Below are 21,279 nucleotides of genomic sequence, written 5' to 3'. Positions count from 1 at the left end.
GCTGGCGTGGCGGCTGCCGCTAGGGTGCCTGCTCCCGATCCCGATTGCGCTCAGTTCTCGATCCACGCGGCGTGGCTGCAGCCACGCAAGCAACGGGCGAATGTCAGACACTCCCTTCGCATGCGACCCGGCCTGCGCAGCGCGGCATGCGGCTTCCTTGTGCGCAGTGTCGAGCGCGACGGAGCGTCGCTGGAGGGGGGGTGTCAGTGGCGCCGGAGCGACGCCTGAGGCGGGCGGCTTACGTCAGCGTGCGTCGTCGAACGACAACACCATGCCGGGCTTCAGCACGGCGCGCTTGTCCAGGCCATTGCTGGTGAGCAGGGTCGTGACGGTGACGCCGTAGCGACGCGCAATGGCCCAGGCGGATTCGCCATTGCGCACCGTATGCGTGGTGCGCGCCTGCGGCTTGGACGCCTTGGTCGCTGCGGCGGCAATGATTGCGGGAGCGGCAGCGTTGTTGTCGGCACTGCTGTCGGTTTCGGCGGATGCGACCATCGCGCCTGTCGCGCCAGGCTGCGCGGGTGCGATCGGGGCGAGCACGTGCACGCCCTGCGGTGCGGCGCGCGCGCTGGCCAGCGCCGGATTCAGGCGGGCCAGTAGTTGCGGCTCGATGGCGCGTTGTCCTGCAAAGGCGTTGAGGCTGGTGCCGGCCGGCAATGCATGTTCGGTGAGTACCGGCACCGGGCGGTCGAGCGAGCTCAGCAGATTGCCTTGCTGCTGTGCATGGTCCAGCACACAGGCGAGCGCGTGCAGCTTTTCCACGTACTCATAGGTGACCTTTGACATGCCGGGCAATTCGGACGGGCGGGCATTCTGCGCGTTCACGCCGGCACTGCGCATGGCCTGCAGCACGCGATACTCGCCGGCGTTGTAGGCCATCAGGGCAAGGCGCCAATCGCCACCGAACATGCCATACAGCGTCTTGAGATAGCGCACCGCCGCCGTGGTGGAATCCACCGCCGAGAGACGACCGTCGTACTGCGCGCCAACCGGCACATGGTGGTTGCGGGCGGTGGTGGCGATGAACTGCCATAGGCCGGCCGGGCCGCTGCCGTTACGGGCGCCCGGGCGGTAACCGCTTTCGACGAACGGAATCAGCGCAAATTCGGTCGGCATGTCGGCTTCGCGCAATTCATCGACCACGTAGCCGAACAATGGCAACACATCCTGCGCATCGTCGGCCAGGCGAGCCGGTGCGCGCGAGAAATGTTGTTCCCAGCGCGTATCGCTATGGTCGCTGTCACAGCCAGGGTCGGCACGGCCGTCCAGAAACGACGAAAAGATCTCCCGTCCGTTGCGCACTTCGGGTGCGGCGGCCTGGGTGATCGAACTCTCTGTGGCTTTGGTGCGGCTTGCGTCGTTGGACGATGCGGCTGCGGGTGCAGTGACCGCCAATGCGGTCAGCACTGCCAGAAGCAAGCGCCTCATGCGCGAAATTCGTCTTTCCAGCGCCGAAGTTCGGCGAAAACGTCAACTTCGGAGGAAAGTACGCCGGCTGCACGCGATGCTACTGCGGCGCGGATTTCAGGACTGCTGGTGCGTAGGAACGGATTGGTGGCCAGTTCACTCTTGAGCGAAATCGGCAGGGTAGGACGGGCTGCTTGACGCATGGCCTGGGCTTCCTGTTGACGGCGCTGCAAGGCAGCGTTGGTGGGATCGACGTGCAGCGCAAAGGTCGCGTTGGCCAACGTGTATTCGTGGCCACAACACACAAGCGTTTCGCCGGGCAGAGAGGCCAGGCGCTGCAACGCGTCGAACATCTGAGGAGCGGTACCTTCGAACATCCGCCCACAGCCTAGGCTGAACAGGGTATCACCGCTGAACAGATGGCGGTCGGTGACGAAGGCGATATGGCTGCGGGTATGGCCCGGCACGTCCAGCACATCGAAATGGGTGCCAAGCAGGCTCAAGCGCTCACCCTGGCCCACGCGGCGTGCCTCTGCGGGGATGCGTTCGTCGGCCGGTCCGTACAGCGTCAGGTCCGGCCAACGCTGCTGCAGCGCTGCCACGCCGCCGATGTGGTCGGCATGATGGTGGGTCAACAGGACAGCGCTGGGACGGAAGCCTTCGCGCTCTGCGGCGGCGAACACCGGCTCGGCCTGGCCGGGATCGACGATGACCGCGCGGCCATCGGTGGCGACCAGCGCCCAGATGTAGTTGTCGTCGAATGCGGGCAGGGCGGTCAGTCGCATAGAATTGGGACCATGCCTGTCACGCCATTCTCCCGTCAAGCTGGCGTCTCATCCTGGTTTGAAACAGGTGCAGGGCGCAGCCTGCTCCTGCTGGAGCGCAAATTGGCGCTTGCGGCGTTGCAGACGCGTCCCTCGCAGCCCTGGCTGTGGCTGACGCCGACGCCCGAGTTGCCGCCGCGCGAGCTGCTGCAGGGGCGCGGGCTGCGGCTGTCTCGCAGCGCTGGCCGCTTTGCGGGCGACGCGCGCTGCGCCATGCCGTTTCCGTTGCCGACCGAAAGCCTGCAGGCCATCGTGGTGCAGCATGCGGTGGTGGGCGGCGCGGCGGACTTCCTGGCCGAATGCGAGCGGTTGCTGATGCCGGGCGGCCGGCTATGGCTGTTCACGCTCAATCCGCTGAGCCCGTACCGCTTTCGCTGGGCGCAGCGTGGTCCGGTGGCATTGCGGCCGGATCGCTGGCGGCTGCTGGCGCAGCGTGCGGGCTTGCAATGCGTGCAGACCGAGCGCTATCTGGGACCGATCTGGCGCACCGGGCGTGGCGCCGCCGATATCGATGGCGCACCCTGGCGCGCGGTCTACCTGCTGGAGGTGGAGAAGCGTGCCGTGGCGTCGATCGGGCCGACCCCGATCGCGATGCCTTCGCGCTGGCCGCAGCCCGTGGCCACGATCTGACGACCGACCACTTTCCAAACACCAGAAACTGATGAAATCCATTGAAGTGCATACCGACGGCTCCTGCCTCGGCAATCCCGGGCCGGGCGGTTGGGCGGCCTTGTTGCGGTACAACGGCCGCGAGAAGGAATTGTCCGGCGGCGAAGCCACCTCCACCAACAACCGCATGGAATTGATGGCGGCGATCATGGCGCTGGAAACGCTCACCGAGCCGTGCCAGATCGTGCTGCATACCGACTCGCAATACGTACGCCAGGGCATTACCGAGTGGATGTCCGGCTGGGTGCGGCGCGGCTGGAAGACTGCCGGCGGCGACCCGGTCAAGAACCGTGAACTGTGGGAGCGGCTGCATGCGGCCACGCAACGTCACCGCATCGATTGGCGCTGGGTGAAAGGCCACAATGGCGACCCGGACAACGAGCGCGTCGACGTGCTCGCCCGCAATCAGGCCATCGCCCAGCTCGGTGGCAGCGCAACTGCGTAAGCAAGAGGATTCATGCGTCAGATCATTCTCGATACCGAAACCACCGGCCTGGAATGGCGCAAGGGCAACCGCGTCGTCGAAATCGGTGCGGTGGAACTGCTGGAGCGGCGCCCGAGCGGCAACAACTTCCATCGTTACCTGAAGCCCGATTGCGATTTCGAACCCGGTGCGCAGGAAGTGACCGGGTTGACCCTGGAGTTCCTGGCCGACAAGCCGCTGTTTGCCGATGTGGTCGAGGAGTTCCTGGCCTACATCGACGGCGCGGAGCTGATCATCCACAACGCCGCGTTCGATCTGGGATTCCTGGACAACGAGCTGTCGCTGCTGGGCGACAACTACGGCCGTATCGTCGATCGCGCCACCGTGGTGGATACCTTGATGATGGCGCGCGAGCGCTATCCGGGGCAGCGCAACTCACTGGATGCCTTGTGCAAGCGCCTGGGCGTGGACAACTCGCATCGCCAGTTGCATGGCGCCTTGCTCGATGCGCAGATCCTGGCCGATGTGTATATCGCGCTGACCTCCGGCCAGGAAGAAATCGGCTTTGCCAGCGCCGATACCGGCCAGCGCAGCGAGCATGGCGAGGGCATGATCACCTTCGATCCGGTGCTGCTGTTGCCGCGCGCACGGGTGGTGGTGACCGCCTCCGAGTCGCAGGCGCACGAGGCGCGCCTGGCGTACTTGCGCAAGAAGGCCGGACGCGCGTTGTGGGATGCACCGGTCGAAGAGGCGGCTGCCGCCGGGTAACGCGGTCGGCAACGTCTACCCAGCTGTCACGCGGCACGTCCCGCAGGCGGTGAGGACGCCGCGCCCTCGACCGACCAGGCGTTTTTCTGCATCAGCAAAATGCGGGCAATAAAACCTGCGCTCACCGCCCCGCCAGCCGGGGCTTGCTGGGTTTCGTCGGCCGCGTTTAGTAGCTGCGCACCAGGATCGCGGTGATGTTGTCCGAGCCGCCGCCATCGAGCGCGGCGGCGACCAGGCACTCGACACATTCCTGGGCGCTGCAATCGGCCTGCGACAGGGTTGCGGCGATCGCGGCATCGTCGACTTCCTCGGTGAGGCCGTCGCTGCACAGCAGCAGCTGCATGCCGGATTTGAGTTCGCCCTGCATGGTGGCGACATTGAGGTGGACCGGATCGGTGACACCCAGCGCCTGGGTCACCACGTTGCGATGCGGATGCGCACGCGCCTGCTCGCTGGTCAGGGTGCCCTGGGCGATGAGTTCCTGCACATAGCTATGGTCCTGGCTCAGCTGCGCCAGCCGGCCGTCGCGCCACAGGTAGGCGCGGCTGTCGCCGACCCAGGCCACTTCGAAGCGCTGGCCCAGCACGCGCGCAGCGACGACGGTGGTGCCCATCGGCAAGGTGTCGTTGCAGCGGCGCGAGGTCTTGATGATCTCTTCGTCGGCGATGCGTACCGCCTGGGCCAGCGGGGTGCCGGCGCGCACCTCGCGCACGATGGTTTCGCGCGCCAGGGCGCTGGCCACTTCGCCGCAGGCGTGCCCGCCCATGCCGTCGGCCACCAGCCAGAGCCCCAGCTCGCTGTCGCCGTAGTACGTGTCCTCATTGAGGTCACGGCGCAGGCCGACATGGGTAAGGTGTCCGAATTCGAGCATGGGGGCGTGTCGCCAAAGGGAGGAGGTGCGTGACCATCATCGCGGGGCGGCCGGCCAGCAGCAACACGCCGATCGCCGATGCCGCAGGGCGGGTTCACGCCGGAGCGTTGATCGTGCCGGCGATGCCGGCCCGGGCCGCTTGTGGCTTGGCGCCCGTGCCCGTATGATGCACGGCCCCAGGACACTGGGGACCATCTGGAGAGGTGGCAGAGCGGTTGAATGTACCTGACTCGAAATCAGGCAGGCGTTTATAGCGCCTCGGGGGTTCGAATCCCCCCCTCTCCGCCAGATTCGCATCAGCCCCCGCAAGGGGGCTTTTGTTTATGTGTTGCCGCCGCCCGCTGCTGCGATGGCTACAATCCGCCCGATATCCGTTGGAGGTCTGTCATGTCCGAGATCCTGGTGCCCGTGTCCTTTGGTGAGCTGCTCGACAAGATCGCGATCCTGCAGATCAAGTCCGAGCGCATGGGCGACCCCGCCAAGCTGGCCAATGTGCGCAGCGAGCTGTCCGCGCTGGAGACCAGCTGGATGGCGCATCCGGCCGCCGGCCACGACATCGTGCGTCTGCGTGCTGCGCTCAAGGCCGTCAACGAGCGGCTGTGGGTGATCGAGGACGATATCCGGCTCAAGGAGCAGGCGCAGAGCTTCGACGACAGCTTTGTGCAGCTGGCGCGCAGCGTCTATATCGAAAACGACGAGCGCGCGCGCATCAAGAAAGAGATCAACCTGGCGCTGGGTTCGTCGTACGTGGAAGAGAAGTCGTATCAGGACTATCGCGCTACCGGTGCCTGAAGCCCGCTGATCGCAGGTCTGCGTGACCGGAGGCATGACGGCGGCCGGTCCGCGAGCGGCGCACCCTGGCGTGTCGCCAGGGTATACGTCATCGGATACCGCAGTGGTGGGTTGCCGCGCGTGCCGGGTCGGGACTTCGCCGTTGTTTCCCGGCTGTTCTGGGCAAACGGGCCGCGGCGCGGACCGTCCGGCAGCGATTGGCTAGCCGTTACAGCGGCGATCCGTCGCCTGTGCTCAGCGCGGATGATCGCTGCGATAGCGTTCGAATGCGGCAATCGCATCATCCACGGTGATCAGCGCCATCACCTCGTCGAACTCGATTTTGGTGCCCCATTTCAGCTGGTCGGCCGGCTTGCCCAGGTATTTGCGGGCGGCCGTGTCGTACCGGTCCACGCAATAGCGCACGTCCGAATACGGGCCGCTGCGCAGTGGATTGCTGGCCGCATGCAGGCCGAGCACCTTGGTGCCCATCGCATTGGCGATGTGCATCGGCCCGGAATCGGGGGTGACCACCAGATCGGCGCGGGCGAGCAGGGCAGGGAGTTGCTTGAGCGTGTCCTTGCCGACCAGGTCCAGCACCGGCGTGCGTGCGGCCGCGACGATGGCATCGGCGGTGCTGCGTTCCAGCTCACTGCGGCCACCGCACAGTACGACCCGCCAGCCCTGAGCGGCTGCATGGTCGGCCAGCGCCCCATGGCGGTCGGGATACCAGTTGCGGCGTGCGTGGCTGGAGCACGGCGAAATCATCAGTACCGGGCGGCCATCGTCGTCCCATTGTGCGCGTGCCCAGTGATGGGCCTCGTCGGGGACCGGCAGGTCCCAGCGCACCTGGCGCTGGGTCAGGCCGAGCGGCTGGGCGAAGCTGCCGATGGCGTCGAGCACGTGGATGCCGGGGCGGTCGGCGATGCGTTCGTTGACGAACAGGCCGTGCAGGTCCTTGGAACGGCTGCGGTCATAGCCGATCCGCCGCCGCGCCGGCACGAAGGCCGACAGCACATTGGCGCGCAAGGCCACCTGCATCTGCAGCAGCGCATCGAAGCGGCCCAGTGGCGCCAGCGACTGGCGTAGCGCGCGCATGCCGGCCACGCCGGTGCGCTTGTCGTAAGCGTGGAACTGCACGCCGGGCAGGCCGTCGAGCAATTTCAAGCCGGCCTTGTCGATGATCCAATGCAGCTGGCTTGCCGGAAATCCCGCCTGCAAGGTGCGCACCAGCGGCACCACATGGGTGACGTCACCCAGGGCGGACAGGCGCAGCAGGCATAACGAAGCGGGCGTAGAAGCCATGGTGTTGTTAGACTCGATGGATGGTTGCTTTCGACGCCACTGAAGCGCTGACGCCGTACCGCGAAGGCCGCGGCTATGGCGCCATTCTGTTCGACCGCGAACGGCTGCGGCAAGCCGATGCGGGGCTGTTTTCGCCGCAACGCTGGGGCGACAGGGCACGGCCGGTCGACGAAGGCGGGCGGGGTGGGGCCTGGTTCGTGGATGCGCCGTTCGGGCGTAGCGTGTTGCGGCAGTACCTGCGCGGCGGCATGGCCGCGCGCGTGAGTCGCGATCACTATCTGTGGAAGGGAGCGGGACGCACGCGCAGCTTTGCCGAGTTCCGGCTGATGCGCGAACTGGTCCAGCGCAAATTGCCGGTGCCGCGTCCGTTGGCGGCCTGCTACCTGCGCGAAGGGCTGAGCTATCGCGCTGCCTTGTTGATGGAACGCCTGGAGAACGTGCGCTCGCTCGCCGACCATGCGCAGGTCGCCGGGCGCGGTGCGCCGTGGGAAGAGACCGGGCGGCTGATTGCGCGCTTTCATCGCGCCGGCCTGGATCATGCCGACCTCAACGCGCACAACATCCTGTTCGATGCCGGCGGGCATGGCTGGTTGATCGATTTCGACCGCGGCGTGTTGCGCATTCCGGCCACGCGCTGGCGCGAACGCAATCTCAAGCGCCTGCACCGCTCGCTGCTAAAGTTGCGCGGCAACCGCAGCCGCGAAGAGGTCGACAAGGATTACGAGCGCCTGCATCGCGCTTACGAACTGGCCTGGGGCCGGGGCTACTGATGAACTGGGCGTTGCGTGTGCAGGGAGTCGGCAATGCGTCGGCGGTCGCGCTTGGTTCGCCGATGGCCACCATCGAGCGCGCCGGCGCGCCGTGGCTGACCATCGACTGCGGCAGCGAAGGGCTGACCGCTTATCAGGCCCATTACGGTCATCTGCCGCAGGCAGTGTTCATCACCCACGTGCATCTGGACCACGTGGGCGGGCTGGAACGGCTGTTCGTGGACAGCTATTTCTCCGAACGCCGCGGGCGCACACGCCTGTACGTGCCGGCGCCGGTGGTGCCGTTGCTGCAGCGGCGCATCGCCGACTACCCGAACGTGCTGGCCGAGGGCGGCGCGAATTTCTGGGACGCGTTCCAGCTGGTGCCGGTCGGCGAGGCGTTCTGGCACGACGGAGTGCGGCTGGAAGTGTTCCCGGCGCGCCACCACTGGCCGGAGACCGCCTACGGGCTGCGGCTGCAGGGGGCTCTGGTCTGGAGCGGCGACACCCGGCCGATCCCGGAGATCCTGGCCCGCTACGCCGATGACAGCGAGCTCATCGCGCATGACTGCGGCGTTCACGGCAACCCGTCGCATACTGGGGTGGACGATTTGGAGCGGGAGTACCCGCAGGACCTGTTGAGCCGCATGCTGCTGTACCACTACGCCAGCGACGCCGACGGCGACGTGCTCCGCGCACGTGGCCATCGCGTGGCCATGCCTGGCCAACATCTGCCGCTGGCGGAGCCGACTGCCGCCATGGTGCCCTGATGAGCGCCTTGCTGTTGCCGAATCTGACCGCCGCACCAATGCAGGACCGCTACGGCCGGCCGCTGCGCGACCTGCGCCTGTCGGTCATCGAGGCGTGTAACTTCCGTTGCGGTTACTGCATGCCAGCCGACCGTGTCCCCGACGATTACGGCTTCGATGCGCAGCAGCGCCTGAGCTTCGATCAGCTGGAAACGCTGGTGCGTGCCTTCGTCGCGGTCGGTGTCACCAAGGTACGCCTGACCGGTGGCGAGCCGCTGTTGCGTCGCGATCTGCCGAGCCTGATTGCGCGCCTGACCGCGATCGAGGGCATCGAGGATCTGGCGCTGACCACCAACGGCACATTGCTCGCGCGTCAGGCCGTTGCCCTGCGTCAGGCCGGGTTGCGCCGCATCACCGTGAGCATGGATGCGCTGGAGCCGGAGCTTTTCAAGCGCATGAGCGGCGACCGCGGCGAGATCGCGCAGGTGCTGGCCGGCATCGCCGCCGCCGAGCAGGCCGGCTTCCAGCGCCTGAAGATCAACTGCGTGGTGCAGCGCGGCGTCAACGAAGATCAGGTGCTGCCCCTAGTGGAGCATTTCCGCGGCACTGGCCATGTGTTGCGCTTCATCGAATTTATGGATGTGGGTAGCTGCAATGGCTGGACGGCCGATGCGGTGGTGACCTCTGCGCAACTGCACGCGCGCATCCACGCGCGCTGGCCATTGATGCCGCTGGATGCCAATTACACCGGCGAAGTGGCGCAGCGGCATGCATTTGCCGATGGCGCCGGCGAGGTGGGCTTTGTCAGTTCGGTCAGCGTGCCGTTCTGCGGCGATTGCCAGCGCGCACGCGTGTCGGCCGACGGGCAGTTGTATACCTGCCTGTTCGCCAGCCAGGGACATGACCTCAAGCCGGCCTTGGCCGAGGGCGAGCATGGATTGTCCGAGCATCTGCGCGCGCGCTGGAGCGTACGTGGCGATCGCTACAGCGAAGTGCGCGCATCGACGCCACGGCGCGGCAAGCCGGTCGAGATGTTTTTGATCGGCGGGTAGGGAATGCGGTTCCATCGAGGCGCCGCGTTCACCGAGAATGCCGCATCCTGAGCGCCTATCGTCGTGTCGTTTCCCATGCCCGCAAACTCCCGTTCCGCACGCCTGACCCACCTGGACGCTTCCGGACTGCCCACGATGGTGGATGTCTCGGACAAGGCGGTCACTGCACGCAGTGCCACCGCTCAAAGCCGGGTGCGTTTTCCGGCCGCTGTCGCTGCGCAATTGCGCGCCAATGGCTTGCGCAGCGCCAAGGGCGGCATCGTGGAAACGGCAGTGATCGCCGGCACCATGGCGGTCAAGCGCACCCACGAGTTGATTCCGTTCTGCCATCCATTGCCGATCGATGCGTGCCGCTTCGAGATCGACTGGGCGGGCGAGCAGGTACTGGACATCTGTTGCACGGTGCGCTGCGTGCATCGCACCGGCGTGGAAATGGAAGCGCTCACCGGCGCCAGCGTGGCGGCCTTGACGGTCTATGACATGTGCAAGGCGCTGTCGCACAGCATGAGCATCGGCCCGACCAGGTTGGTATCCAAGCGCGGCGGCAAGCGCGATATCGGAGCAAGACAATGAGCGCCACAGTGACGGTGCTGTATTTCGCCAGCCTGCGTGAGGCGGCGGGCATTGCCAGCGAGCAGGTGCAATCGGCAGCGAAGGACCTGCGCGCGCTGTATGCCGAACTCGAGACGCGTCACGGCCTGCGCTGGACGCCGGCGCAGCTGCGCGTGGCGGTGGATGGTGCGTTCGCGCGTTGGGAGGATGGTGTGCGTGATGGCAGTGAAATCGTGTTTATTCCGCCGGTGTCGGGAGGTTGAGCATGAGCGAGCAGACAACCGCCCTCTTTGCGCTGTCCGACGTGCCATTGCCGGTCGACAGCTTGCGCGCTGCGCTGGAGCATCCGCACGCCGGCGCGTTCGCCAGTTTCGAAGGCTGGGTACGCAATCACAACGAAGGCCGCAGCGTAGCCGGGCTGCGCTACGAAGCCTACGCTGCACTTGCCCAGGCCGAAGGCCAGCGCGTGCTCGACGAGGCGATGAGCCGGTTTGCCATCGTCAACGCCTACTGCGTGCACCGCGTGGGCGAGCTGCGCATCGGCGACATGGCGGTGTGGGTCGGGGTCAGCGCGGCGCATCGCGGCGCCGCATTCGATGCCTGCCGCTTCATCATCGACGAGGTCAAGGCACGCGTGCCGATCTGGAAGCACGAGCATTACCTGGAAGGCGACGCGGGCTGGCTGCATCCGGAATCGCAGGCGCAGTAGACGCTCGCGACTCACTCGCGACTCAAGCGCTTCAGGGACATCAATGGGTTAGGGTGGTGTCCCCGCCGGTTGACCTCGGCGCCCGCATCAATCGATACCGTTGCTGCCTTCCGGCCCTGGCGGGATTTTCGATCTAGCGTCGCGAGGGACCGACGGGGCCACCATAAGACGTGGGTCACTGGCGCGACCCTGGATCCATGCAATCGTGTTGCTGGATCATGAAACTGGCGGAGAGAGGGGGATTCGAACCCCCGAAGCGCGGTTTAGACGCTTACACACTTTCCAGGCGTGCTCCTTCAACCACTCGGACACCTCTCCGTACCTGCCGTGCGACCGGGTCGTCGGCAGGAGCGGGATTCTAGCCGCCGCGGGCGCCATTAACAAGGTAAGTGATCCGCCGGGCCGGCATGACGGTGCCAGCGCGGCTGTCTGGCCGGTCACCAACGCCGCTGCGGCGGTCCCCCGGGCCCTGGCGACGCCTGGGCACCACGGCCGCTGAACGATCAACTTGACGCGCCATGGCACAATATCGGTTCAGAGGAAGCTGGTTGCCCGATGTCTTATCTTGTTCTCGCCCGCAAGTGGCGCCCGAAGCGTTTTGCCGAACTCGTAGGCCAGGAACACGTGGTCCGCGCGCTCAGTAACGCGCTCGACAGTGGGCGTGTGCACCACGCATTTCTGTTCACCGGCACCCGCGGCGTGGGCAAGACCACGATTGCGCGCATTTTCGCCAAATCGCTGAACTGCGAGACCGGCACCAGTGCCGATCCGTGCGGCCAGTGCCCGGCCTGCCTGGATATCGACGCCGGCCGCTATATCGACCTGCTGGAAATCGACGCCGCGTCCAACACCGGCGTGGACGATGTGCGCGAGGTGATCGAGAACGCGCAGTACATGCCCTCGCGCGGCAAGTTCAAGGTCTATCTGATCGACGAAGTGCACATGCTCTCCAAGGCCGCGTTCAATGCGCTGCTGAAGACGCTGGAAGAGCCGCCGGAGCACGTGAAGTTCCTGCTGGCCACCACCGATCCGCAGAAGTTGCCGGTGACCGTGCTGTCGCGCTGCCTGCAGTTCAACCTCAAGCGGCTGGACGAGGACCAGATCCAGGGCCAGATGACCCGGATCCTGGCCGCCGAGCAGATCGAGTCGGATCCATCGGCGATCGTGCAGCTGTCCAAGGCCGCCGACGGCTCGCTGCGCGACGGTCTGTCGCTGCTCGACCAGGCCATTGCCTATGCCGGCGGCGCGCTGCGCGAGGACGTGGTGCGCACCATGCTCGGCACGGTCGATCGCACCCAGGTCGGCGCGATGCTGCAGTCGCTGGCCGACGGCGATGGCGCGCGCCTGATGCAGGTGGTTGCGGCGCTGGCCGAGTTCTCGCCCGACTGGAGCGGCGTGCTGGAGGCGCTGGCCGAGGCCTTGCACCGCATCCAGGTGCAGCAGTTGGTGCCGTCGGTGGCCTTTGTCGGCGATGGCATCGACCCGACCACCTATGCCGCGCAGCTGCGTCCGGAAGTGGTGCAGCTGTGGTACCAGATGGCGCTCAATGGCCGCCGCGATCTGTATTTGGCGCCGAGTCCGCGCGCCGGGTTCGAGATGGCGGTGCTGCGCATGCTGGCCTTCCGCCCTGCGGCGGCAGTGCCGGCCGGCGGCAGTGACGATGGACGTGGGGCCAATGCCGGCGGTCACGCGCGTTCTGCGGCAACTGGCGTGCAGGCCGCCGCACCGGTGGCAGCAGCGCCTACGCCTGCAGCCGTGGGACAGCCGGCAGGGTTGAAGGAAGCCGTACCTGCTGCCGTGGCTGTGGTCGTCGCACCGGCACCGGCCACTGCTGCGCCAGCCCCCGTCGCGGTATTGCCCGCTGCGGATGCATCGACCGATAGCCGCCCAGCGACAGCGTCAGCGCGCAGCGACGACACGCCGCCTTGGGCGATGGACGATGCGCCGGTGCGCGCCAACGCTGCCCCCGTCCCCGCAGCGACGCGTGCGCCCGCGCCGGAAGCGGCAATGGCGCCACCCGCGGCAGCCGATACGGCATTGCCCGCTGCGGTCGCGCCCGACGCTGCCGTGGCAGTTCTTGCCGCCGCCGTGGCTCCCGCACCTGCAGCGCCGGTGCTGCAGATGCCACCAGAGGCCGCGCCCTCCGTGCCGGCGCCGGCAACCGAGCCGTCGGTCCTGCTCGACAGCGGCCATATCGCCGATGCCGAGCAATGGCTGGAGCTGGTCACCCGCAGCGGCTTGAACGGCCCCTCGCGACAGCTCGCCGCCAATGCCGCCTTCATCGGCCATCGCGACGGCGTGCTGCGCCTGGCGCTGGCGCCGGGCTTCGAATACCTCAATTCCGAACGGTCCATCGCCAACCTTGCGCAGGCACTCGCGCCCGAGTTGGGAAACACGCCGCGCATCGTCATCGAAACCGGTAATGCCGATGTCGAGACCTTGCACGAGCGGGCCAATCGCCAGAGAGGCGAGCGCCAGAGCGCGGCCGAAACAGCGTTCATGAACGACCCGAATGTGCAGCAGCTGATCCAGCAGCAAGGCGCGCGGGTCGTCCCCGATTCCATCCGCCCTTACGACGAGTAACGACACATGCGTGGGAACATTGCCCAATTGATGCAGCAGGCGCAGAAGATGCAGGAAAACCTGCAGCGCGCCCAGGAAGAACTGGCCAAGCTGGAAGTCACCGGCACCGCCGGCGGCGGCATGGTCAGCGTGACCCTGACCGGCGCCAAGGAGTGCCGCAAGGTCCGCATCGACCCGAGCATCCTCTCCGACCAGGAAATGGCCGAGGACCTGATCGCCGCCGCCTTCAACGACGCCTCCAACAAGATCGATGCCGAATCCAAGGACCGCATGGGCTCGGCCACCGCTGGCATGCAGCTGCCGCCGGGCATGAAGTTGCCGTTCTGAGAGGCGGGGAATCGGGAATGGGGAATCGGGAATCGTAAGAGCGAGATTATCTTTCGCTTTTGCGATTCCCCAATCCCGATTCCCGATTCCCAATTCGATGTCCTCTCTTCTCGAACAACTGATCGAGGCCTTCCGGGTGTTGCCGGGTGTGGGCCAGAAATCGGCGCAGCGCATGGCCTACCACGTGCTCGAACGCGAGCGCGAGGGTGGGCGTCGCCTGGCTGCCGCGTTGGCCAATGCGGTGGAGAAGGTTGGCCATTGTGTGCAATGCCGCGACTTCACCGAGTCGGAGATCTGCGCGATCTGTGCCAGCAGCAGCCGCGACCGGCAGCAGCTGTGCGTGGTGGAATCGCCGGCCGATCGCCTGGCGATCGAACACGCCACCGGCTACCGCGGGCTGTACTTCATCCTGCAGGGCCGGCTGTCGCCGCTGGACGGCATCGGCCCGCGCGAGCTGGGCCTGGACCGGCTCGGCGAGCGTCTGGCCACCGGTGAGGTCACCGAAATGATCATCGCCACCAATGCCACCGTGGAAGGCGAGGCAACCGCGCATTACCTGGCGCAGCTGGCCCGCCAGCATGCGGTGCGCCCTAGCCGGCTCGCGCAAGGCATGCCGCTGGGCGGCGAGCTGGAATACGTCGATCGCGGCACCTTGTCGCACGCCTTTGGCACCCGGGGTGAGGTGCTTTGAGCGCCGGGAATCGGGAGAGGGGAATCGGGAATCGGAGAAGCGAAAAGCAGTGGCGCGCGCGGTAAGCTCTTGAGATTCCCCACTCCCCATTCCCACCATGTCCGACACCATCTTCGGCAAGATCATTCGTCGCGAAATTCCGGCCAGCATCGTCTATGAAGACGACGAAGTGCTGGGCTTTCAAGACATCGCCCCGCAGGCACCGGTGCATGTGCTGTTCATTCCCAAGCAGCATGCGATTCCCACGCTGGACGATGTGCCGCCCGAGCAGGCGCTGTTGGTGGGCAAGCTCGCACTCGCTGCAGCATCGTATGCACGCGAGCAGGGGCTGGCGAAAGACGGCTATCGCATCGTGATGAACTGTCGCGAGCATGCCGGCCAGACCGTGTTCCATATCCATCTGCATCTGCTGGCCGGTGCGCCGCTGGGACGGTTCGGCACGCCCTGACCTGGTTGCTTGATCGAGCGCATCAGCGCCTGTTCCAGCAGCCGTATCGCACAAACAAAAACGCCGCTCCCTGCGAGCGGCGTTCTTGCGTGTCACTGACTCAGCGGTCCATTACCACCAGCCGCGGCCCCAGCCCCAGCCGCCGCCCCAGCGCGGACCCCACGGGTCGCCCCACGGGCCGTACGGGTAGGCCGGCACCACATCCACCTCGCGCACGACCGGCCACAGGTAGACCACGTCGGCATTCACCTTGGGCAGCTTGTAGTCGTACTCGCCGATCTTGGTGGTTTCGTAGCCTTCGATCTTGCCGATGAAGGTCACTTCGCGGCCGGGCTCGAACACGGCCGGATCGTAGAAGCCCGAGCGGCAGGCCAGGAAGCGGCCATCGCTGGCGTCCACGGCGTTGCGGTCCGGACGGCCGCTGGCATTGAGCGGACGCGAGATCAGCTCGAAGCAGGTCTGGCCCTGGCCGGGTTTGGTCTGGATGATCTTGCCGCCCCAGCGCACCGACGTGCCGACCTGGGCGCTGGCGGTGGAATCGCTCGGACTGACCGTAGGGAACTGCCCCTGCAGCGGCTTGGGCGCGGTGGCACAGGCGGCGAGCCCGAGCACGGCGGCAATGGGAAGGAGAAAGCGGGTACTCATGAGGAAGCTCCGGTTCGCGGGCGATGCTGCTGCAGATCTTTGAGGAGTGAGGCGCTGTCCGAATCAGCGCCAGCGTAGCGCGCGGCAGCGAAACGTTGGCTGAGCGCCAACAATGCCGGATTCGGGTGTGAACGGGCGATACGCTGCGCCCAGGCAATGGCCGGTTCGTGAGGTTCGCGGGCCAGGCCGAGCTTGCCGTAGCGGCGGCCCAGGCGATGCCAGGCCCGCAGCAGCGGGTCGCGCTCACGCTCGCCGCGCGCCAGCAGCCAGCCCATCCATGCAAGCGCGCTGACCGCGAAGATGCCGAAGATGGCGGCCAGTTGCGAGGTGTCCAGGCGATCGATGCCGAACGGCTGCAACAGCCGTTGCTGGCGGTCGGCATCGAAGGACAGCACCAGGTCGTTCCAGCCACGGCGCAGCAGGTCGCTGACCTGGCCCAGGCTGGCCCACATGCCGAGCTGGGCGAAATTGTTACCCGCACCGACCTGCACGCGGTCTTCCAGCGTGTCGTAGATGCGTTCCGGCGCCACCGCCGCGGTGGGGTCCACCCGCACCCAGCCGCGCCCAGCCAGCCAGACTTCGGTCCAGGCATGTGCATCCATGCGCCGCACCACCCAGTAATTGCCGAAGCCGTTGTAGGTGCCGCCGGCATAGCCGGTGACCACGCGCGCCGGGATGCCGGCCGCGCGCATCAGCACCACGAACGAGGAGCTGAAGTGCTCGCAGAAACCGGCCTTCTGCTGGAACAGGAATTCATCCACGCTGTTGCGGCCGAGCAGCGGCGTATCCAGCGTGTAGGCGAACTCGCGGGTGATCCATTGCAGTGCGCGCTGCACTACCGCATCGTCATTGCTGCCGGCTTCCGCGCGCCACTGCCGCGCCAGCGTGAGCGTGCGTGGATTGAAACCCGGCGGCAGCGCGAGGGCGCGCTTGCGCAACTGGTCGGGCAGATCGGTGTCGAAGCGGGCCGGTGGTGCCGACTGCAGCTCCCAGCGGGTCAGCGCACTCAATGGCCGCCGTGCGAACAGTTCGTAGTCGGGCGACAGCTCGGCATTGGCCACCGCTTGCGTGGGCAGGTCCAGCGACACCAGTTGGCGACGGTCGGTGGGCTCGTAGTCCAGGCGATAGCGATAGCGCTGCGGCCCGGCAGTGACCGATGCCGGTTGGCTGCGACCGGTCCAGCGCGCGCGCTGCCAGGTGCGGCCGTCGAAGTCCCACATCACCGGCCCGCGCCAGTAGCGTTGTTGCGGCGGTGGCGCCGTGCCGGTGAACTGCACGCGCAGCGCCGGGCTGTCGTCGGCCATCAGGTCGATCCATTCGCCCGGCGACATGTCGTCCGACAGGCCCGGCCGCGACAGCGCGCGCTCGGGCACGCCCCACAGCGGGGAACTCAGGCGCGGCAGCAGCCAGAACGTGGCCAGGGCCAACGGCACGCCGATGGCGACCAGCTTGCCGATGCCGCGCAATTGCATCCGCAGCGCAGGCGTGCCGGTGCGGTGCTCCTCGTCGGCCAGCCGCTGCATGCTCAGCAGTGCGCTCACCACCGCCAGCAGTGCCAAGCCCATCGTCGCCGGCCCCTGGTCGAGCAGAAACGCCGCGAACGGGGCGAACAATGCAAAGCCGAGCAGGCTGCGTGCATCGCGCAAGGTGCGCAGCTCGGAGGCCTTGATCGCCAGCATCGACGCCAGCACCGCGCAGCCGGTGTCGCGGCCGAAGCGCATGCCGATCTGCCAGTACACCGCGCCCAGCATCGCCACCACCAGCAACAACCGCACCGGTGCCATCAAGGTGCCGCGCCAGCTCAGCACCCCGACCAGCACGGCGGCCACGGCAATGGTGCCGGCGAGCAGGCCGGGCAGCTGCAGCAGCAATGGCGCCAGTGCCAGCCAGCTGGTGGCCAGCACCCAGCCGCGGCTGGCCTGGGTGATCGGGACGGACGGTTCAGTCATGGGGAAGCAGGGCCAGGGCGCGCAGACACAGGTGATGGTGCGAGGTGCCTTGCGCAGGACCCAGCGGCGGCTGGCCCGGCAGCAGCAGGCGGTAGCGCCGCCCGTCGCGTTCGGCCAGGTTGACCCAGCGGGCAAGCCGCGCGATGCGGCGTTCGTATGGCAGCGCGTTGAGCGTGCGCCAGTCCAGCGTGACTTCGATGCCCAGCGGCTGCTCGTATTCGCGCACCAGCAGGCTGTCGCGGCGTGCCGAGTGCTTCCAGGAAATCGTGCGTGGCGCATCGCCGGCGCGATACGGGCGCAGCTGGTGCAACTCCTCGCCTTGCGGGTGCAGCCGGGTCTGGTTGGGCGAACCGGCGCCCTCGGGCAATGCCGGCCCCTGTTCTTCGGGCTTGGGATAGGCCAGTAGCGGTGTTTCCGGCCAGACCCACGACCAGGCGCGCACCAGCCCCAGCGGCTGGGTGCTGGACAGGCGGATGCGTTCGATGTCCTGCCAGCCACGCCGTTCGGTGGGCACCAGCAGGTCCACCTCGGCCATGTCGTGCGCGAGCAACGCACAGAAGCCGCTGCTGTCGAGGTGATCCAGGCGCAGCCCACGCCGTGCACGGCTGTCGCGACGTGCCAGCGACACCCGCATGCGCAATGGCTCGCCGGCGACCACCGGTTCGGCCGAGACCGCCTCGATGCGCAGCGCCGACAGCTGCAGGTGCGCCATGATGCTGCTGGCAATCCCGGCGGTGGCCAGCAACAGGGCCAGCAGCAGGGCCGGGTTGTTGTTGTAGTTCAATGCGCCGAGCAGCATCGCCAGCAGCAAGGCGGTGACGAACAGCCCGAAGCGCGTCGGCAGCACATAGATGCGCCGCCGATCCAGCACGATCGGCAAGGCCTCCGCGCCCCGCGGACGCGCCAGCAGGCTGAGTCGGCGGCCGATGCCGCGCACGTGCGCACGCACCTGAGTCAGTCCACCGGCACGCTGTGCAGCAGCGCCTTGGCCAGCGCCGGCCCGGACGAGGATTCGGCTTCCGGCACCAGCCGGTGCCCGGCCACGGCCACGAACAGCGCCTGCACGTCTTCCGGCAGCACGTGCTCGCGCCCCAGCAGCAGCGCATAGGCCTTGGCCGCACGCAGCAGCGCGATGCCGGCGCGCGGCGACAGCCCGACGCGTACCCCGGCATGCTGGCGGCTGCGCAGCAGCAAGGCCTGCACATAGCCGATCAGCGCATCGCTGGTATGGATCTGGCCCACCACCGTGCGCAGCGCCACCACGTCGCTATCGCTGAGTTGCGGTACCGCCTGGGCGATCAGTTCGCGCCGGTCCACGCCCGACAGCAGCGCGCGCTCGGCATCGGCGCTGGGATAGCCCAGGCTGAGCCGCAGCAGGAAGCGATCCAGTTGCGAATCCGGCAGCGGGAAGGTGCCGGACAGATCGACCGGGTTCTGCGTGGCGATCACGAAGAACGGCTCCGGCAACGCATGGGTGACGCCGTCGAGCGTGACCTGCTGTTCGGCCATGGCCTCCAGCAGCGAGCTTTGCGTACGCGGCGGCGCGCGATTGATTTCGTCGGCCAGCAGCACGTTGGTGAACACCGGGCCGGGATGGAACTGGAACTGGCGCGAGGCGGCGTCGTAGACCGACACGCCCAGCACGTCTGCCGGCAGCAGGTCGGAGGTGAACTGCACGCGCTGGAAGCCCAGCCCCAGGCTGGAGGCCATCGCGTGGGCGAGGGTGGTCTTGCCCAGGCCGGGCAGATCCTCGATCAGCAGATGGCCGCCGGACAGCAGTGCCACGAACGCCAGGCGCACTTCCTGCGCCTTGCCCAGCAGCAGCGAATTGACCTGGTCTTGTGCGCGCCGCAGCGATTGGCGCAGCGCATCGGTTAGCATTTCCGTGGAACGCAGCGGTGTCGACATCACAATTCCGTAGGTGGAAGAAGAGTGCACAGGGCAATGCAAGGGGACCAACGCGCACATCGCACCTTCGTGATCCTGTGGACACTGGCGACGGCCGTCAAGCTGTTGATCGCCGCGCGGCTGCCGCTGTTCGTCGACGAGGCGTTCTACTGGCAGGAAGGCCAGCATCTGGCCGCCGCGTATTCGGATCTGCCGGGCATGACCGCCTGGCTGGCGCGGCTGGGCGTGGAACTGGGCGGGCATCATCTGCTGGCCCTGCGCCTGCCGTTTCTGGCCATTGCCGCGCTGATTCCCTGGTTGATCGCGCATATCGCCACGCGCTGGTTCGGCTCCACGCTGGGCTGGCAGGCCGGCAGCCTGACCCTGCTGATGCCGCTGTCGGCCACGCTCGGCATCCTGGCGGTGCCGGACGTGCCGATGGCGCTGGCGGCAGTACTGTGCATGGATGCCGGCGCGCGGCTGCTGCGCGAGGTCGATGCCACCAGCGCGCTCGAGCTCGCCATCGGCCTGGTGATCGGCGCGCTCAGTCACTACCGTTTTGCCGGCGTGATCGGGGTGGGCTGCATCGCGCTGCTGTGCATTCCGCAGGGGCGCGCGGTCATGCGCGACCCGCGCATCTGGATGGCGTTGACGGTGGGCGCGGTGAGCTGGCTGCCGCTGCTGTTCTGGAACACCGAGCATGACGAGGCCGGGCTGCGCTTCCAGCTGGTCGACCGGCATCCGTGGCGTTTTCAGGTCACCGGACTGTGGTTCTTGCTGATACAGGCGGTGCTGGTCACCCCGCTGCTGGCCTGGGCGATGCTCAAGGTCGGTCTGGCCGGTACGCGCGCCGGTGGCGGTTCGCGGGCGCAATGGCGGTATTTCGGCCTGCTGGGCGGGATTTCGACGGTGGCGATCTTCGTGCTCGGCTTCTTCAGCGATGCCGAGCGGATCAGTTTCCACTGGCCGCTGCCGGGCTACCTGGCATTGCTGGTGGCGGTGCCGGTGATCCTGATGCGTTGGCCGCATACGCTGCGTCGCGCAGTCTGGGTGATCGCGCTGCTCGGCACCCTGGGGGCGTATGGCTACTACCTGGCGGTGTCGGTGCCGTCGATTCGCGCGCATGCGGCCGGTGAAAAATACTATCCGCGCAACTTTGCCGGGTGGAAAGATCTGGCGCGCGCGGTCAAGACCCAGCTGGCGCAGATGCCGCCGGGTACGCGCGTGCTGGCGGAAAATTTCAAGGTCGGTGCCGAGCTGGGCTTTCAACTGCACGATGCCAACGTGGAAGTGCTGCGCGCGGAGTTGAACGACAAGCACGGGCGCAGCGCGCAGTTGTTGCAATGGGGGCTGCTCAGTGACGGCACGCGCAACGGGCCGCGGCTGCTGGTGCTCTCGCCCAGCGATCAGCGTTACCGCGACCTGTTGAAGCGCTATCACGACATCTGCGAGATGGTCGGGCCGCTGCCGCCGCCCACGGTGGTGTCCACCGATCACGGCTACCAGCGCTTCCTGCTGTTCGCGCTGCCGGCGCAACGCCAGCCCGGGCCGTGCATCGCCCCGGCGATGGCCTGGATCGATACGCCGCTGCCGGACGTGCGCGTGGCCGGGCAGGTGCAGGTGCGCGGCTGGGCATTCAAGGACGGCGTCGGACTGTCGCAGGTGGAGCTGCTGCTGGACGGGCGCCCGGTCGCGCAGGCCGAGTACGGCACGCCGCTGGATGTGCGCCCGTACTGGAAGATTTCCACCGACCCGCAGCACCCCAACGTCGGTTTCAACGCCACCTTTGATACGCATGCGCTGCCGCCGGGCACGCATTGGCTGGGACTGCGCCTGCATGGCCACGACGGCAGCGTCGAGGACTGGTGGGAACAGCCCATCACCGTTTCCGCACCTTAA

At 67.1% G+C, this 21,279-nt stretch carries 23 protein-coding genes, 2 tRNA genes and 1 other RNA gene; 16 read left to right on the top strand and 10 right to left on the bottom strand.

Annotated features, from left to right (window positions below; all coding sequences use genetic code 11):
- Positions 1-243 precede the first annotated feature (243 nt).
- Both LL972_RS02285 and gloB read right to left on the bottom strand, forming a co-directional pair.
- Positions 244-1,428 (bottom strand): lytic transglycosylase domain-containing protein, encoded by a 1,185-nt coding sequence (locus LL972_RS02285; RefSeq protein WP_228326242.1) that lies wholly within the window; start codon positions 1,426-1,428, stop codon positions 244-246.
- The gene (gene gloB / locus LL972_RS02280) at positions 1,425-2,192 is read right to left on the bottom strand and encodes a hydroxyacylglutathione hydrolase (protein WP_228326241.1); all 768 of its coding nucleotides are present in this window, start codon (positions 2,190-2,192) and stop codon (positions 1,425-1,427) included. Before gloB ends, LL972_RS02285 begins: the two co-directional genes overlap by 4 nt.
- 12 nt (positions 2,193-2,204) lie before the next feature.
- On the opposite strand from gloB, the gene LL972_RS02275 reads away from it, so the two are divergent.
- From LL972_RS02275 to dnaQ, 3 genes are read left to right on the top strand one after another with little or no spacing between them, the layout of a single operon-like run.
- Complete coding sequence (locus LL972_RS02275; RefSeq protein ID WP_228326240.1) at positions 2,205-2,861, top strand: hypothetical protein; 657 nt, start codon at positions 2,205-2,207, stop codon at positions 2,859-2,861.
- Positions 2,862-2,892: 31 nt separating this feature from the next.
- Positions 2,893-3,345 (top strand): ribonuclease HI, encoded by a 453-nt coding sequence (gene rnhA, locus LL972_RS02270; RefSeq protein ID WP_228326239.1) that lies wholly within the window; start codon positions 2,893-2,895, stop codon positions 3,343-3,345.
- Positions 3,346-3,357: 12 nt separating this feature from the next.
- The gene (gene dnaQ, locus LL972_RS02265; RefSeq protein ID WP_228326238.1) at positions 3,358-4,092 is read left to right on the top strand and encodes a DNA polymerase III subunit epsilon; all 735 of its coding nucleotides are present in this window, start codon (positions 3,358-3,360) and stop codon (positions 4,090-4,092) included.
- Between the two features lie 166 nt (positions 4,093-4,258).
- On the opposite strand, the gene LL972_RS02260 is transcribed toward dnaQ, so the two are convergent.
- Positions 4,259-4,963 (bottom strand): PP2C family protein-serine/threonine phosphatase, encoded by a 705-nt coding sequence (locus LL972_RS02260; RefSeq protein WP_024938430.1) that lies wholly within the window; start codon positions 4,961-4,963, stop codon positions 4,259-4,261.
- A gap of 197 nt (positions 4,964-5,160) precedes the next feature.
- Between LL972_RS02260 and LL972_RS02255 the strand changes: the two genes are divergently transcribed.
- Both LL972_RS02255 and LL972_RS02250 read left to right on the top strand, forming a co-directional pair.
- Positions 5,161-5,251, top strand: a tRNA-Ser gene (locus LL972_RS02255).
- A 99-nt stretch (positions 5,252-5,350) separates the two neighbouring features.
- Complete coding sequence (locus tag LL972_RS02250) at positions 5,351-5,755, top strand: DUF6165 family protein (protein WP_228326237.1); 405 nt, start codon at positions 5,351-5,353, stop codon at positions 5,753-5,755.
- A 234-nt stretch (positions 5,756-5,989) separates the two neighbouring features.
- Here LL972_RS02250 and LL972_RS02245 read toward each other — a convergent pair whose 3' ends face one another.
- Positions 5,990-7,039 (bottom strand): glycosyltransferase family 9 protein, encoded by a 1,050-nt coding sequence (locus tag LL972_RS02245; protein ID WP_228326236.1) that lies wholly within the window; start codon positions 7,037-7,039, stop codon positions 5,990-5,992.
- Positions 7,040-7,059: 20 nt separating this feature from the next.
- Between LL972_RS02245 and LL972_RS02240 the strand changes: the two genes are divergently transcribed.
- From LL972_RS02240 to LL972_RS02215, 6 genes are all read left to right on the top strand, one after another.
- Complete coding sequence (locus tag LL972_RS02240) at positions 7,060-7,809, top strand: 3-deoxy-D-manno-octulosonic acid kinase (RefSeq protein ID WP_115676281.1); 750 nt, start codon at positions 7,060-7,062, stop codon at positions 7,807-7,809.
- Positions 7,809-8,558: an MBL fold metallo-hydrolase gene (locus tag LL972_RS02235; RefSeq protein ID WP_228326235.1), complete on the top strand. Its 750-nt coding sequence runs from the start codon at positions 7,809-7,811 to the stop codon at positions 8,556-8,558. The genes LL972_RS02240 and LL972_RS02235 overlap by 1 nt, the downstream gene beginning before the upstream one ends.
- The gene (gene moaA, locus LL972_RS02230; RefSeq protein WP_228326234.1) at positions 8,558-9,589 is read left to right on the top strand and encodes a GTP 3',8-cyclase MoaA; all 1,032 of its coding nucleotides are present in this window, start codon (positions 8,558-8,560) and stop codon (positions 9,587-9,589) included. Before LL972_RS02235 ends, moaA begins: the two co-directional genes overlap by 1 nt.
- Before the next feature lie 75 nt (positions 9,590-9,664).
- The gene (gene moaC, locus LL972_RS02225; protein ID WP_228326233.1) at positions 9,665-10,162 is read left to right on the top strand and encodes a cyclic pyranopterin monophosphate synthase MoaC; all 498 of its coding nucleotides are present in this window, start codon (positions 9,665-9,667) and stop codon (positions 10,160-10,162) included.
- Positions 10,159-10,404 (top strand): MoaD/ThiS family protein, encoded by a 246-nt coding sequence (locus tag LL972_RS02220; protein WP_228326232.1) that lies wholly within the window; start codon positions 10,159-10,161, stop codon positions 10,402-10,404. Before moaC ends, LL972_RS02220 begins: the two co-directional genes overlap by 4 nt.
- Positions 10,401-10,850 carry a molybdenum cofactor biosynthesis protein MoaE gene (locus LL972_RS02215; protein WP_228326231.1) on the top strand — a complete coding sequence of 150 codons (450 nt, stop codon included), beginning with the start codon at positions 10,401-10,403 and terminating at the stop codon, positions 10,848-10,850. The genes LL972_RS02220 and LL972_RS02215 overlap by 4 nt, the downstream gene beginning before the upstream one ends.
- A gap of 59 nt (positions 10,851-10,909) precedes the next feature.
- On the opposite strand, the gene ffs is transcribed toward LL972_RS02215, so the two are convergent.
- Together ffs and LL972_RS02205 are read right to left on the bottom strand one after the other, a co-directional pair.
- Positions 10,910-11,006: signal recognition particle sRNA small type (gene ffs / locus LL972_RS02210), an RNA gene on the bottom strand.
- Between the two features lie 69 nt (positions 11,007-11,075).
- Positions 11,076-11,168: transfer RNA gene (locus LL972_RS02205), tRNA-Ser, on the bottom strand.
- Between the two features lie 237 nt (positions 11,169-11,405).
- On the opposite strand from LL972_RS02205, the gene dnaX reads away from it, so the two are divergent.
- From dnaX to LL972_RS02185, 4 genes are all read left to right on the top strand, one after another.
- The gene (gene dnaX, locus LL972_RS02200) at positions 11,406-13,433 is read left to right on the top strand and encodes a DNA polymerase III subunit gamma/tau (protein ID WP_228326230.1); all 2,028 of its coding nucleotides are present in this window, start codon (positions 11,406-11,408) and stop codon (positions 13,431-13,433) included.
- A gap of 6 nt (positions 13,434-13,439) precedes the next feature.
- On the top strand, positions 13,440-13,760 hold the full coding sequence (locus tag LL972_RS02195) for a YbaB/EbfC family nucleoid-associated protein (RefSeq protein ID WP_005913896.1): 321 nt from the start codon (positions 13,440-13,442) through the stop codon (positions 13,758-13,760).
- Between the two features lie 97 nt (positions 13,761-13,857).
- On the top strand, positions 13,858-14,451 hold the full coding sequence (gene recR, locus LL972_RS02190) for a recombination mediator RecR (protein ID WP_228326229.1): 594 nt from the start codon (positions 13,858-13,860) through the stop codon (positions 14,449-14,451).
- Positions 14,452-14,548: 97 nt separating this feature from the next.
- Complete coding sequence (locus LL972_RS02185) at positions 14,549-14,899, top strand: histidine triad nucleotide-binding protein (protein ID WP_228326228.1); 351 nt, start codon at positions 14,549-14,551, stop codon at positions 14,897-14,899.
- Between the two features lie 111 nt (positions 14,900-15,010).
- On the opposite strand, the gene LL972_RS02180 is transcribed toward LL972_RS02185, so the two are convergent.
- Genes LL972_RS02180 through LL972_RS02165 form a run of 4 tightly spaced genes read right to left on the bottom strand, consistent with a single transcriptional unit; the run spans position 15,011 to position 19,401 of the window.
- The gene (locus LL972_RS02180; protein ID WP_228326227.1) at positions 15,011-15,544 is read right to left on the bottom strand and encodes a Slp family lipoprotein; all 534 of its coding nucleotides are present in this window, start codon (positions 15,542-15,544) and stop codon (positions 15,011-15,013) included.
- Positions 15,541-17,493 (bottom strand): transglutaminaseTgpA domain-containing protein, encoded by a 1,953-nt coding sequence (locus LL972_RS02175; RefSeq protein WP_228326226.1) that lies wholly within the window; start codon positions 17,491-17,493, stop codon positions 15,541-15,543. Before LL972_RS02175 ends, LL972_RS02180 begins: the two co-directional genes overlap by 4 nt.
- Entirely contained in the window at positions 17,486-18,442 is a 957-nt protein-coding gene (locus LL972_RS02170) for a DUF58 domain-containing protein (RefSeq protein ID WP_228326225.1), read from the bottom strand. The genes LL972_RS02175 and LL972_RS02170 overlap by 8 nt, the downstream gene beginning before the upstream one ends.
- A 5-nt stretch (positions 18,443-18,447) precedes the next feature.
- The gene (locus LL972_RS02165) at positions 18,448-19,401 is read right to left on the bottom strand and encodes an AAA family ATPase (RefSeq protein WP_228326224.1); all 954 of its coding nucleotides are present in this window, start codon (positions 19,399-19,401) and stop codon (positions 18,448-18,450) included.
- A 36-nt stretch (positions 19,402-19,437) separates the two neighbouring features.
- Between LL972_RS02165 and LL972_RS02160 the strand changes: the two genes are divergently transcribed.
- On the top strand, positions 19,438-21,279 hold the full coding sequence (locus LL972_RS02160) for a glycosyltransferase family 39 protein (protein WP_228326223.1): 1,842 nt from the start codon (positions 19,438-19,440) through the stop codon (positions 21,277-21,279).

This window comes from Xanthomonas campestris pv. asclepiadis, from assembly GCF_020784175.1.
GTDB lineage: Bacteria > Pseudomonadota > Gammaproteobacteria > Xanthomonadales > Xanthomonadaceae > Xanthomonas > Xanthomonas campestris_D.
This window is presented reverse-complemented; position numbering and strand designations above follow the sequence as displayed.